The 11,788-nt window shown below is 65.4% G+C and carries 18 protein-coding genes; 13 read left to right on the top strand and 5 right to left on the bottom strand.

Annotated elements, in window-relative coordinates; all coding sequences use genetic code 11:
* Nucleotides 1-11: 11 nt before the first annotated feature.
* From ACWDTI_RS15005 to ACWDTI_RS14990, 4 genes are all read left to right on the top strand, one after another.
* Entirely contained in the window at nt 12-566 is a 555-nt protein-coding gene (locus ACWDTI_RS15005; RefSeq protein ID WP_449738893.1) for a YceI family protein, read from the top strand.
* Nucleotides 567-604: 38 nt separating this feature from the next.
* Nucleotides 605-1,471, top strand: coding sequence for a sigma-70 family RNA polymerase sigma factor (locus ACWDTI_RS15000; RefSeq protein ID WP_449738892.1), 867 nt, complete (start codon nt 605-607; stop codon nt 1,469-1,471).
* A 95-nt stretch (nt 1,472-1,566) separates the two neighbouring features.
* On the top strand, nt 1,567-1,809 hold the full coding sequence (locus ACWDTI_RS14995; protein WP_449738891.1) for a hypothetical protein: 243 nt from the start codon (nt 1,567-1,569) through the stop codon (nt 1,807-1,809).
* Nucleotides 1,810-1,831: 22 nt separating this feature from the next.
* The gene (locus tag ACWDTI_RS14990) at nt 1,832-2,347 is read left to right on the top strand and encodes a putative immunity protein (RefSeq protein WP_449738890.1); all 516 of its coding nucleotides are present in this window, start codon (nt 1,832-1,834) and stop codon (nt 2,345-2,347) included.
* A gap of 129 nt (nt 2,348-2,476) precedes the next feature.
* On the opposite strand, the gene ACWDTI_RS14985 is transcribed toward ACWDTI_RS14990, so the two are convergent.
* On the bottom strand, nt 2,477-3,238 hold the full coding sequence (locus tag ACWDTI_RS14985) for an alpha/beta fold hydrolase (RefSeq protein ID WP_449738889.1): 762 nt from the start codon (nt 3,236-3,238) through the stop codon (nt 2,477-2,479).
* Nucleotides 3,239-3,362: 124 nt separating this feature from the next.
* Between ACWDTI_RS14985 and ACWDTI_RS14980 the strand changes: the two genes are divergently transcribed.
* The 4 genes from ACWDTI_RS14980 to ACWDTI_RS14965 are packed head-to-tail and all read left to right on the top strand — an operon-like array spanning nt 3,363 to nt 5,822.
* The gene (locus ACWDTI_RS14980; protein ID WP_449738888.1) at nt 3,363-3,911 is read left to right on the top strand and encodes a dihydrofolate reductase family protein; all 549 of its coding nucleotides are present in this window, start codon (nt 3,363-3,365) and stop codon (nt 3,909-3,911) included.
* A 60-nt stretch (nt 3,912-3,971) separates the two neighbouring features.
* Nucleotides 3,972-4,304: an ArsR/SmtB family transcription factor gene (locus tag ACWDTI_RS14975; RefSeq protein WP_449738887.1), complete on the top strand. Its 333-nt coding sequence runs from the start codon at nt 3,972-3,974 to the stop codon at nt 4,302-4,304.
* Nucleotides 4,304-5,413: an ACR3 family arsenite efflux transporter gene (gene arsB / locus ACWDTI_RS14970; RefSeq protein WP_449738886.1), complete on the top strand. Its 1,110-nt coding sequence runs from the start codon at nt 4,304-4,306 to the stop codon at nt 5,411-5,413. The genes ACWDTI_RS14975 and arsB overlap by 1 nt, the downstream gene beginning before the upstream one ends.
* A complete protein-coding gene (locus ACWDTI_RS14965) occupies nt 5,406-5,822 on the top strand; it encodes an arsenate-mycothiol transferase ArsC (RefSeq protein WP_449738885.1) in 417 nt (138 codons plus the stop codon). Before arsB ends, ACWDTI_RS14965 begins: the two co-directional genes overlap by 8 nt.
* Before the next feature lie 27 nt (nt 5,823-5,849).
* Here ACWDTI_RS14965 and ACWDTI_RS14960 read toward each other — a convergent pair whose 3' ends face one another.
* The gene (locus ACWDTI_RS14960) at nt 5,850-6,326 is read right to left on the bottom strand and encodes an ArsI/CadI family heavy metal resistance metalloenzyme (protein WP_449738884.1); all 477 of its coding nucleotides are present in this window, start codon (nt 6,324-6,326) and stop codon (nt 5,850-5,852) included.
* 98 nt (nt 6,327-6,424) lie between these two features.
* Between ACWDTI_RS14960 and ACWDTI_RS14955 the strand changes: the two genes are divergently transcribed.
* Nucleotides 6,425-6,781: an Rv2640c family ArsR-like transcriptional regulator gene (locus ACWDTI_RS14955; protein WP_449738883.1), complete on the top strand. Its 357-nt coding sequence runs from the start codon at nt 6,425-6,427 to the stop codon at nt 6,779-6,781.
* 109 nt (nt 6,782-6,890) lie between these two features.
* Here the strand turns inward: ACWDTI_RS14955 and ACWDTI_RS14950 are convergent, their stop codons facing one another.
* Both ACWDTI_RS14950 and ACWDTI_RS14945 read right to left on the bottom strand, forming a co-directional pair.
* Entirely contained in the window at nt 6,891-7,556 is a 666-nt protein-coding gene (locus tag ACWDTI_RS14950) for an HAD-IA family hydrolase (protein WP_449738882.1), read from the bottom strand.
* 42 nt (nt 7,557-7,598) lie between these two features.
* Nucleotides 7,599-8,435 carry an isocitrate lyase/PEP mutase family protein gene (locus ACWDTI_RS14945; protein WP_449738881.1) on the bottom strand — a complete coding sequence of 279 codons (837 nt, stop codon included), beginning with the start codon at nt 8,433-8,435 and terminating at the stop codon, nt 7,599-7,601.
* Between the two features lie 484 nt (nt 8,436-8,919).
* Here ACWDTI_RS14945 and ACWDTI_RS14940 point away from each other — a divergent pair, with 484 nt between their 5' ends.
* Together ACWDTI_RS14940 and ACWDTI_RS14935 are read left to right on the top strand one after the other, a co-directional pair.
* Nucleotides 8,920-9,249: an ArsR/SmtB family transcription factor gene (locus ACWDTI_RS14940; RefSeq protein ID WP_449738880.1), complete on the top strand. Its 330-nt coding sequence runs from the start codon at nt 8,920-8,922 to the stop codon at nt 9,247-9,249.
* Complete coding sequence (locus ACWDTI_RS14935) at nt 9,249-9,950, top strand: cation transporter (protein ID WP_449738879.1); 702 nt, start codon at nt 9,249-9,251, stop codon at nt 9,948-9,950. The genes ACWDTI_RS14940 and ACWDTI_RS14935 overlap by 1 nt, the downstream gene beginning before the upstream one ends.
* 629 nt (nt 9,951-10,579) lie before the next feature.
* On the opposite strand, the gene ACWDTI_RS14930 is transcribed toward ACWDTI_RS14935, so the two are convergent.
* A complete protein-coding gene (locus ACWDTI_RS14930; protein ID WP_449738878.1) occupies nt 10,580-10,846 on the bottom strand; it encodes a type II toxin-antitoxin system Phd/YefM family antitoxin in 267 nt (88 codons plus the stop codon).
* A gap of 239 nt (nt 10,847-11,085) precedes the next feature.
* Between ACWDTI_RS14930 and ACWDTI_RS14925 the strand changes: the two genes are divergently transcribed.
* On the top strand, nt 11,086-11,322 hold the full coding sequence (locus tag ACWDTI_RS14925) for a FitA-like ribbon-helix-helix domain-containing protein (RefSeq protein ID WP_449738877.1): 237 nt from the start codon (nt 11,086-11,088) through the stop codon (nt 11,320-11,322).
* A gap of 11 nt (nt 11,323-11,333) precedes the next feature.
* Complete coding sequence (locus ACWDTI_RS14920; RefSeq protein ID WP_449738876.1) at nt 11,334-11,717, top strand: type II toxin-antitoxin system VapC family toxin; 384 nt, start codon at nt 11,334-11,336, stop codon at nt 11,715-11,717.
* The last annotated feature ends 71 nt before the right edge of the window (nt 11,718-11,788 follow it).

Here is an 11,788-nt window from a genome sequence, read left to right as displayed (position 1 = left end):
CAGTCGCATTCATGGGTGACAACGTCTGGGACTTCACCGCCGACGACGGTTCGGTGACCATCCACACCGGTGTCACGGGGCGCGCAGCGCGTACCGGGCACCGGCTGACGATCGAGATGCAGCGGTGGTCCGCGTCGGTCTCGGTGACCGACGGCGAACCCACGGGGATCGAGGCGACGATCCCCGTCGACTCCCTGCACGTCGTATCGGGGGAAGGTGGTCTCACGCCGATGGCCGGACCGGAGAAGCTCGTCGCCCGCGGCAACGCGATGAAGTCCCTCCAGCCCGACAAACACCCCGAGATCACCTACGTGTCGTCGTCGATGACCAAGTCCGACAACGGGTATCACGTCGACGGAACACTGACGATCCACGGCCGGTCGAAACCTCGGTCGCTCGAATTCGCGGTTGTCGACAACGGTGGCACGTGGGACATCTCCACCGAGGCGGCCATCACGCAATCCGACTTCGGCATCAAGCCGTACTCGCTGATGATGGGCACGTTGAAGGTCGTCGACGAGGTCCGGGTGACGGTGCACGCATCCTGGGCCAAGGAGCGAACCTGACTCGTGGTCACAAATGGTGCGCGCTGATCGTCAGGTAGATGGCAACCGGACGACAGATGGGCACGGACATGGATGACACCGAGATATTCGATGCGGAGCGGCCACGTTTGCTGCGCATCGCGGAGCGGATCGTCGGCGACCGCGGCGAGGCCGAGGACATCGTGCAGCTGGCGTGGCTACGACTCAACGGAACCGACACCGAGATCGAGAACCTGCCGGCCTGGTTGACCACGGTGACCACCCGCTTGTGCCTCGACCGCCTCCGCGCGGCCATACCGACCCCTGACGACGACCTCGAACTCGACGACGATCACGCACCGGATCCATCCGACGAGATCGCACTCGCCGACACCGTGGGGATCGCCTTGCAGGTGGTGTTGGACCGGCTCACCCCCAACGAACGGGTGGCGTTCGTCCTGCACGACACCTTCGGGGTCGACTTCTCCACCATCGCGGCGATCCTCGGGGCGAGCCCGGCGGCCGCCCGCAAACTCGCCTCGCGAGCGCGCAGCAAGATCACCCAGCCGGGCGAGCCCGGGCAGCGCACCGACTGGGCCGTCGTCGACGCCTTCCTCGACGCCGCCCGCAACGGTGAGTTCGCGAAGCTGCTGGAGCTGCTCGCGCCCGACGTCGTCATCGAGGGTGATGCCGCCGCAGTCGCCACCGGCACACCGGCTCGCCTCGAGGGGCGCGATGCGGTCGCGGCCATGTTCAACGGCGCGGCCAAGGCGGCGCTGTCGGTCTACATCGGCGAACGGCCCGGCGCATGTTGGTTCCACAAGGGCGAGGCGCGCGTCGCCTTCGACTTCACCATCGACGATGGCCGGGTGTCGCGCATCGTGTTCCGGGCCGACCCCGAGGTCCTCGCGCAGACGGCGCGACGCCGGGGTGCCGAGCGGCTCTGACGCAGAGCTCTTGATCGGTGGTCACACTCGAGGCACACCGATCGTCAATACAGTAAGGGCGATGATCGAACGAAGTCGCCGCCATCGAGAGAGGTATGACCATGAAGACGATGACCTGCCGGCAACTGGGCGGCCCCTGCGATCTGGAGCTGCGTGGTGAGACCGCCGACGACGTGATCAAGTTGCAGGACAAGCATTTGCGTGATGCGGTCGCGGGCGGTGACACCGTGCACGGCCCTGCGCTGAATGACATGAAGGGTCGCTGGAAGCACCCCGTGAAGTCCATGGGCTGGTACAACGGCACCAAGAAGGCGTTCGCCGAACTGCCGGAGGACTGACCGTCGGGCGTACGGTCGGCTGGTGATCTTGCCGACGAAGCGCGACCCCCGCCTCATCACCATCCGGCGCGGGGGCACGCTCACCGATAGCGATCATCGGTTGCTGGCGTTGTGGGCCGCCGACTGTGCCGAGCACGTGCTCGATCTGTTCGAGACCGAGCATCCGTCGGACACCCGCCCTCGTGACGCCATCGGGGCGATCCGCGCCTGGACCCGCGGCGAGCTCCGGATGATGGACTCGCGCGCCGCCGGTGGTCACGCCATGGCCGCCGCCCGCGACCGCGCCGGGGCGCCCCGCCACGCCGCGTTCGCCGCCGGACAGGCGGCGTGCGTCGCCCACGTCGCCGCCCACGATCTCGGTGCGGCGGCCTACGCGATCAAGGCTGTCCGCGCGGCGACCCCCGAAAGCGACGCCGTCGATGCCGGACGACGCGAATGTCGTTGGCAGCGTGGGCAACTCCCGGAGACGATCCGCGAACTCGTCCTCGACGACCAGCGCCTCCGCAACGACATCTGTTGGTCGGTGTTCGACGGCTGAAAAGGGCTGCGACTCTTCCCAGCCCACGCCGGCCCGCCTGCGGCGGCCCAGGTTAGTTTCTCGATCAGCGGGACATCGATGCCGACGAGAGGACTCTCCCAAGCCGATCTCCTCTGGCCATGGTGCGGATCAATGCTTTTCGTCGAGGAACCGCTTGACGAGAGTGAGACAGGAGTCGGCCAGCGGCCGGTCGAGCTCGCCGGCGTCGACGGCACCGAGGTAGTCGCCGTGCCCGGCCGGCACGACCAGCGCCCGACCGTTCGGCGCAGTCTCTGCCATCCACACCGTGTGTTCGGGCAGGACCACGTCGCGGTCGCCGCTGACGAACAGTGCGGCGGCCCGGATCGACGAGAGTTCGGCGTCGTCGAAGTCCTCGAAGCCCCGCATCAGCGAGACATCCAGGTCGAACATCCGACGCAGATCGGCGGGATTGGGATTGATCTGCCGGTACGCGTCGGCGAGTTCGCTCGGCATGTCGTTGATGTCGGGCGCGTCGAAATTGCTCCAGAAACCGTCCATCATTCCGTCGCGACGAGAGAACCCGGAGGCGACCACGATTCGTCGCGCGCGATCGGCATGACGCGATGCGAACCGGAGAACGGTGGGTCCGCCGTTGCTGAAACCGATGATGTCGACCGACTCGAGCCCCAGACGGTCGACGAGCGCGGCGATGTCGTCGGCCGAGTTGTCGAAGGTGTACGGGCGAGATGAATGCGGGGTGTGCCCGTGCCCCTGCAATTCGACGCCGATGACCAGCCGATCGTCGGCGAACGCCGGAATCGCGTGGTGCCAGTTCGTATCGATGGTGCCGGCACCCCCGTGCACGAGAACCAGGGGAGTCTGCGGTCCGGGTGAGCCGTGCTTTTCGTGGTAGAGCTCGATCGTGGTCATTTCGGCCTCCCAACGCGTGCGGTCTATGGAGATGATGACCGTGTGCGGCGTGCGAAATCATCGGAGTCGCCGATTCTCCACACGTCTGTCAATGTCGGTCGGCCCGGCTCGATACCCTGGACGCATGCGACCCTTGCGGTTTTCGATCAACGTCACGCTCGACGGGTGCTACGACCATCGGGAAGGGATTGCCGACGAGGATCTGCACCGCAACGCCGCCGAGAACATCGCGTCGGCCGACGCGTTGATCTTCGGCCGGGTCACCTATCAGATGATGGAGGCGGCCTGGCGCCTGCCGATTCCCGACACCGCGCCCGACTGGATGATCCCGTTCGCCGAGGCTATCGACGCCGCGAAGAAGTACGTCGTGTCGAGCACTCTGGAGGACCTCGACTGGAACGCCGAGCTGGTGCGCGGCGACTTCGCGGACACCGTCCGCGCGCTGAAGCAGGAGCCGGGGAACGGGCTGTTCGTGGGCGGCGTGCAACTCGCGAAGGCGTTGACGGAGTTGGGTTTGATCGACGAATACGAGTTCGTCGTGCACCCCAGGGTGGTCGGTCACGGCCCGACCCTGTTCGACGGACTGTCGAAAAGCGTTGACCTGCAATTGATCAGCCGGGCAGAGTTCGCGTCGGGTGCCATGGCGATGCGGTACCAGGTGAAGAGGTCCTGATCGATCGCCGAGCAGGCGCCCGAACTTCCGCTGTGTATCGATATCTGTCAATATAGACAAATGTCGATACAGCTGACGGATCTCGCGTCAACCGCAGCAGCGCTGAAGGCCCTGGGTGATCCCGTGAGGTTGCGACTGTTGGGGGAGGTGGCCTCGCGGCCGGGCGGCGAATCGTGCGTGTGTGACCTGCTCACCTTGTTCGATCTGTCGCAGCCGACCGTCTCACACCACCTGAAGGTGTTGCGGGAAGCCGGCCTGCTGACCAGTGAGCGTCGCGGCACCTGGGTGTATTACCGGGTCGTTCCCGATGCAGTGCAACAGCTTTCGCAGATCATCGGGTCGATGGCGGTGGTGTCGGGTACCGCAGCGAACTGTCCGGCCGAGGGCTGCTGATGGCCACCGACGGATCGCCGGTGGTCGGCCGGTTGTCGATGCTGGACCGGCTGTTGCCGGTCTGGATCGGCGTGGCGATGGTGGTCGGTCTGCTGCTCGGCCGGTTCGTGCCGGGCATCGGGACAGGACTGAGCGCGGTATCGGTGGACGGGATCTCGCTGCCCATCGCGGTGGGGCTGCTGATCATGATGTACCCGGTGCTGGCCAAGGTGCGCTACGACCGGCTCGACACGGTGACCGGCGACCGTCGTCTGCTGGTGGGGTCGTTGGTGTTGAACTGGGTGATCGGTCCGGCGGTGATGTTCACCCTGGCCTGGCTGTTGTTACCGGATCTGCCCGAGTACCGCACCGGGCTGATCGTGGTCGGACTTGCCCGCTGCATCGCGATGGTCATCATCTGGAACGACCTCGCCTGCGGCGACAGGGAAGCCGCCGCGGTGTTGGTGGCACTGAACTCGCTGTTCCAGGTCGTCATGTTCGCGGTGCTGGGCTGGTTCTACCTCTCCGTGCTCCCGGGGTGGCTCGGGCTGTCCACCACCGGGATCGAATCCTCGCCCTGGCAGATCGCCAAGTCGGTGCTCACCTTCCTCGGCATCCCACTGCTCGCCGGGTACGCGACCAGGCGCATCGGGGAGAAGGCCAAGGGGCGTGCCTGGTACGAGCAGACATTGATCCCGCGATTGGGTCCGTGGGCGCTGTACGGGTTGCTGTTCACGATCGTCGTGCTCTTCGCGTTGCAGGGCGACCAGATCACCTCGAATCCCGCTGACGTCGCCCGTATCGCGGCACCGCTGCTGGCGTACTTCGCGATCATGTGGGCCACGGGTTACGGCTACGGCATCGTCGCCCGTCTCGGGTACGCCCGTACCACGACGATGGCGTTCACCGCCGCGGGCAACAACTTCGAGCTGGCCATCGCCGTCGCGATCGGCACCTGGGGTGCGACCTCCGGTCAGGCCCTGGCCGGCGTCGTCGGCCCGCTGATCGAGGTCCCGGTTCTCGTCGGCCTGGTCTATGTGTCCCTAGCGCTGCGTCGTCATTGGCATGAGCCGGCGGCCGCTCGCGAGACCGGCCGGATCGCCGATAACGAGGGGGCCGATCGTGTCTGACGCGCCGACGGTGGTGTTCGTGTGTGTGTCCAACCGCGGAAAATCGGTGATGGCCGAGGCGCTGATGCGCGAACATGTCCCGGACGCGGTGACGGTGTCATCGGCCGGGACGGCGGCTCAGGTCGGTGGCAGCGTCAACGAGCTGTCCGCCCAGGTGCTCGACGAGGTCGGCATCGATGTGACGGGTCACCGGTCGCGTCAGCTCACCGACGAGATCATGACGACCGCCGACCTGGTCGTGGTCGTCGGCACCGCGCCTGTCGACCCGCCTGCCGGTGTCCGAGTGGAGCGGTGGGAAACCGACGAACCATCGCTGCGCGGGATCGACGGAGTCGAGCGGATGCGGATGATCCGCGACGACATCGCTGCCCGCGTCGTCGACCTCGCCACTCGACTCACGGTGCGCTGAAGATCGGCGACGGGCATCCCGGCGATGTCAGCAGCAGCTCGTGGTCTGCCCGTCCTCGGCGACAGCGCTCCTGCAGCACACCGCCTCACCTTCGGCCGGCGGCTGATCGGCGAGAAGGCCTGGGCTGGTCCCGAACTCGTCGGTGTCGGCGAGTTTGGTGTACACCTCCCACCGCTCCCGGTCGGCGCCGGTGACCCAAACCTTGTCCTGGGTGGCGAAGCAACACGTCGTGTTGATCTCTGCGTCGGTGAACAACCCCGCATCGGAGAGACGCGCGATCTCGGCGTGCACCTGCGCGCTCGATTCCACCTCCACGCCAAGATGATTGACCGTCCCGCCCTGGCCGGGATTCTCGATGAGGACCAGCTTCAGCGGAGGATCGGCGATCGCGAAGTTCGCATAACCGGGTTTCCGCTTGGCGGGGCCACTGCGGAACAACGCGGTGTAGAACGTGATCGCCGCGTCCAGGTCGTCGACATTCAACGCGAGCTGTATCCGTGACATCGTTACCTCCGGGTGTGAGACATACATCGAATTAGTTGGCTGTGGATCAGACTGCCACTATTTCGACATATGTCAAGTAGGTGCGTATGGTGGGCGGTATGCCGAAGACACTCCCGGTGATCGATGTCAGCGCCCCGGTCTGTTGTGCGCCCGTCTCCGCGGCGCCGATGACCGAGCAGGATGCCCTCGAGGTCGCCCTGCGGCTCAAGGCACTTGCCGATCCGGTGCGAATCCGGCTGTTGTCGATCCTGCTCACCGAGGACACGGGGGAGACCTGCACCTGCGAGCTGGCCCCCGTCCTCGGATTGTCCGAGGCAACCGTGAGTCATCACCTCACGCAGTTGCGCAAGGCGGGCATGGTCGAGTCACGGCGCGACGGCATGAACGTCTATCACCGTGCGTGCGTTGATGCGTTGGAGGCAGTCCGGCAGGTGCTGGCGCCGAACTGCTGCTGAGTCGGGTGCGGGTAACGATCAGAGTCGGCCATGCGCAAGCGGATTCGGCGGACCGTCGACGGCGTCGCCGCGTTCACGTCGTTCGCGTGCGATGCGCATCGTCGAACCGTCACTCGGCCGATATGTCGAGTGAAATCTCGATACCACCCGCACTGTGGACCGTCGTGACCTGGATGCCCGACGGCGTCGCGACCACCCACGTCGGGTCGGCCGCGGAGGCGTGCGGGCCGACGCCGATCACCCGCATCCCGGCGGCGAGGCCCGCGGCAATGCCGTTCGCCGAGTCCTCGACCACGATGCACGCGGTTGGTTCGACCCCGAGTTCTGTTGCCGCCACACGGAATCCCTCCGGATCGGGCTTGCTCTTCGCGACGTCTTCGGCGGTGACCGCCACGGCCGGCATCGGTAGTCCCGCGGCGCCCATGCGGGCGGCGGCGAGGCCGCGGGTCGCGGATGTGACCAGGGCGTGGGGGAGTGTCGTGAGCGCGGCGAGTAGCTCGGCCGCGCCCGGTAATGCCACGACCCCGTCGAGTTCGCGCGTCTCGGCGGCCAGCAACTCGCGGTTCTCGGCCAGGTTCAGTTCGTGCGGGCGATCGGGCAGCAGAATGGCCATGCTGTCCTGACCTTGCCGACCGTGGATGATCGACAAGGTGCGCTGCGGGTCGACGCCGTGGCTGACCGACCAAGCGCGCCAAAGCCTCTCGACGACGGCATGCGAGTCGACAAGGGTGCCGTCCATGTCGAGGAGAACCGCAGCGGTATGAAGTGTGGTCATGCTGTCACCCTAACGGCGACTCGGACCTGAGTGGCGTGACACCTACTCGCGGGAGGTTTCGGCTGTGAGGTCGAGAAGCGCGCCGAGTTCGGCGAAGGTGATGCCTTTCGTCGCCGCGGCGATGTCGCCGTCGCGCAAGTCCGCAACCGCGTGCTCCAACGACGCTGCAAGGTGGGCATAGAGCGCCATTCCGGTGCTGATGCGCTTGACGCCGGCCGCGGCGAGTACCGGAACCGGGGGTCGTTCGGCCATCGTGCCGACGACGATGTTCACCGGTTTGGGCGCGACCGCCTTGACGATCGCCTCCACCGCAGCCATGTCGGGCGGGAAGGGTGCGTACAGCACGTCTGCGCCCACCTCGGCGAATGCCGTCAGCCGACGAATCGTGTCGTCGAGATCCGTGCGGCCCTGGAAGAAGTTGTCGGTCCGGCCGGTGAGCACGATCCGGCCCCGAGCGGTGTCCGCGGCGGCTTTGACCCGGGCGACCGCGTCGTCGAAGTCGCGTATCGGATTGTCGGGGTCGCCGGTCGAATCCTCGACGCCCACACCGGCAAGACCGGCGTCGATACAGGCGCCGACGGTCGCGGCGACATCGTCCGGTGTCGCGCCGTAACCGTCCTCGAAGTCGCCGTTGACCGGCAGCCCGCTGACCTCGATCAAGAGCTTCGCATGTGCGAGATGCTCTGCGGCACTGACGGAATGGCGACCGTCACGGCGACCCAGGGTGGCGGCGAAGGCGGCCGACGATGTCGCAAGAGCGCGAAACCCGGCGCGTTTGCAGATCAGCGCCGAGAGTCCGTCCCAGACGTTGGGCATCACAAACGCCCCGGGTTCGCGGTGCAGGGCCAGGAACTGCTCGTAGTGCTCTGCCTGCTTCATCGTGTACTCCGGTGTCGGTGACGGTCGCGACGTCGTCAGAGTACGCGTGCGGCAGCAGGTTCCGCGCCGGAACCGCATGGTGCCAAGAACGCTTCCTTCGGTGATCCTGCATGGTCGTCGTCGCGTTGCGCATTGAGGCGTGTTGGCCGTCCGACCGCCGAACGGCTTGTTGACGTCGAGCGCTGGTTGATCGCGCGTTCCGGGGACTCTCGCTCGATGATCTACGGACCGAGCGGAGGTGTGGGACCGAGGCAGTGCTCCGGCATCTTCTGCTACGAACTCTGTTGTGGTGCAGGCCAATACGCTGAGCTCCTGGTAGCCGTCACCATCGAGGTGATCATATTCCTGCATAAGGGATCTGACGATCTGAGACTTCCGGTTGTTCGAGTGCCGATCGTGGATGGCCGTGAGGGATTTCGTGAGCGCCCGAGCACGGAATAGTTCAGGGTTTCCTGAATACAGGTTTGGATGTACCGTTAGCGGTATGGAGACGGTTGCCGCGCGTGATGCGCTGACCAGATTTGGGTATGCGTTATCCGACTCGACGCGTACCCGGGTTCTCCTGCGGCTACGTGGTGGTGGAGGGTATCCGTCGGAGCTGGCCGAGGCGATCGGCGTATCGCGGCAGACGTTGTCAAACCACTTGGCCTGCTTGAGGGGATGCGGTTTGGTGGTGGCGGTTCCCGAGGGGCGCCGTACTCGATACGAGTTGGCGGATCGTCGGATTGGGCATGCTCTCGACGACTTGCTCGGGCTGGTGTTGGCGGTCGATCCGGCGTGTTGCCCAGACTCCGAGGACGAAGGGTGTTGTTGATGGCGTCCGAGCTCGACCTGCGGTCGACGATCCCCGGTGGGCGGCGGCAGATCCTGCAGCATCGTATCCGCTGGTTTGTTGCGGCGACCATCACGTACAACGTGATCGAGGCCGTGGTCGCGATCAGCGCGGGTGCACGAGCCTCGTCGGGCGCGTTGATCGGGTTCGGGTTGGATTCGGTCATCGAGGTGTCCTCGGCGTTGGCGGTGGCCTGGCAGTTCGCCGGCCGGGATCCGCAGCGGCGTGAGAAGGTCACACTGCGGATCATCGCGTTCTCGTTCTTCGCACTGGCTGCCTATGTCAGCGCCTCTGCGATCGCCTCGCTGGTGGGCTTGAGCGGGGAGGCTCGGCATTCGTCAATCGGAATTGCTTTGGCCGCAGTCAGTTTGGTGATCATGCCGGTGCTGTCGTGGGCCGAACGCCGCGCGGGCCGCGAGTTGGGCTCGTTGAGTGCGGTGGCCGACTCCAAGCAGACCCTGTTGTGCACGTATCTGTCGGCGGTGCTGTTGATCGGGTTGGTGCTCAACAGTCTTCTGGCGTGGTCGTGGGCCGATTCGATTGCCGCGCTGGTTATCGCCGCGGTCGCGCTACGTGAAGGTGTCAATGCTTGGCGGGGCGAGGCGTGCTGCGCACCGGCAAAGCGCGTCGGGGCCGATGATCATGCGTGTGACTGCTGCAACGACGAGGCTGGTCGAGGGTAGCGATGGCATAAGGCTGCCGCGTCGTGTCTTGCGATTCGAAAGGAAAATGGGGCGGCTGCCACGATCAACTCTGTTGTGGCGCGGGACTTGTCGCGTACTGGTCGGACCTGCGCGGTCGATATGCCAGATTTGGTGATCGCGGGTTGCGCACCCCATAGCCGGCAGCCATCGTCCAGGGCGGATTGCCCTGACTCCGATCGGTCCTACTGGGGACGACTCACTGGAATGACGCGGACGATGCCGTCAAGGCCCTCGAAGTCGTCAGGGTTGGTTGTGTACAGGGGCAGAATGGCCGCGGTCGAAACAGATGCGATCATGAGATCGGCTACGCGTCGCCTGGGTGTCCTGCGGCGAGCTTGGACCGCGGCGCAGATACGTCGGACTGCACGAGCAGCGTTGGCGTCGAAAGGTAAGGGGTCGAACTCGTTCTCGACGCATTGGGGAACATCGGCTCGGCGTGCGCGTTCGTCGGCCGCCTGGGCGTCATTGCCGGCTATCAGGTGGACGCCGGCGGAGAGTTCAGCCAGTGTGATGGCCCCCTGACGGCCACCTCGTCGGGAAGTTCGTCAGGGTCGATCGCATGGCGAAGAATCAAGATGTTCGTGTCGAGCAATCCGCGCCGCAAATCATCAGGCATAAGGGTCGCTCGAGGTTTCGGCATACACACGGTCCTGGTCGGCCCGAAATTTCTCTGCATCGATGATTGGCGCCAATGCCGATCCGCGGGCAAACTCTGCGCGCGTAACGAAGCTGCGTCGTCGACGTAGAGGGACGAGTTCTCCGATCTGGCGTCCGTCGCGGGTGACCGTGAAGGAATCGCCGTGTTCCACCGCGTCCATGATTTCCTTGGATCGCATCCGGAGGTCACGTTGGCTGACTTCTCGCGGAGTACTCATGAGCACATGGTAATGCGACGTAGCACCGTCACCCTCGAGACCTTCGAGACTCATGGAGACCGGAACCAAGGCCGGCGAAGGTCGTGTGCTGCCACGAGACACTCGGGGAGGGGACTTGGTTACAGCGCCACTCAAGACCTCAAAGTGCTCTGATTTGAGTGGTGTCGGGGTAAGTGGCGCGATCTGTCCTGACTCGGCGCCTAGCTGCGTAATGCTAGCAAAGCAGCTAATATAGCTGCATGAGTGTGGTGATCACAGTCCGCGACGTTCCGGACGCGGTGCGAGATGAGCTTGCAGCGCGGGCCGCACGGGCGGGCAAGTCGTTGCAGGAATACCTGCGCGGCATGTTGATCGACTCTGCGGCACGTCCGCCGGTCGATGACGTCATTGCGCGGGCGCGGGCGCGGGTCGGCGCCACCGGAGTCAGGCTCGATGCCGCCGCGATCCTCGACGCGCGAGATGCCGACCGACGTTGACCATCGACGTTGTGTGTGACTCCTCGGCCCTCGTGGCGCTGTTGCTCGACAACGGTCCGGACGGTCGCTGGGTGGTCGAGCAATTATCCGGCACTCGCTTGCTCGCACCTCAGCTGGTGATGTTCGAGGCAGGCAACATCATTCGCCGACAAGAACTCGCCGGGGTCGTCAGTGCCGACCAGGCGGTGCAGGCCCATGGTGATCTGCTCGAGTTGTCGATCGAGCAGTGGCCGTACGAACTTCTCGGTTCACGGGTGTGGGAATTGCGCAGCAATCTGTCCGGATACGACGCCAGCTACGTCGCTGTTGCCGAACTGGCGGATGCGCCTCTCATCACGCTTGACCGTCGCATAGGTAGGGCGCCAGGTCTGCGGTGCGAGGTGAAGGTTCCGTGACGTCGATACGGCGCCGGATGCGTGAGCGCCCCGAATTTGCCGCGCAGGCCACCGGCAATCGGTTCTTGTTG

Source organism: Gordonia sp. NPDC003424 (assembly GCF_053588655.1).
This window is presented reverse-complemented; position numbering and strand designations above follow the sequence as displayed.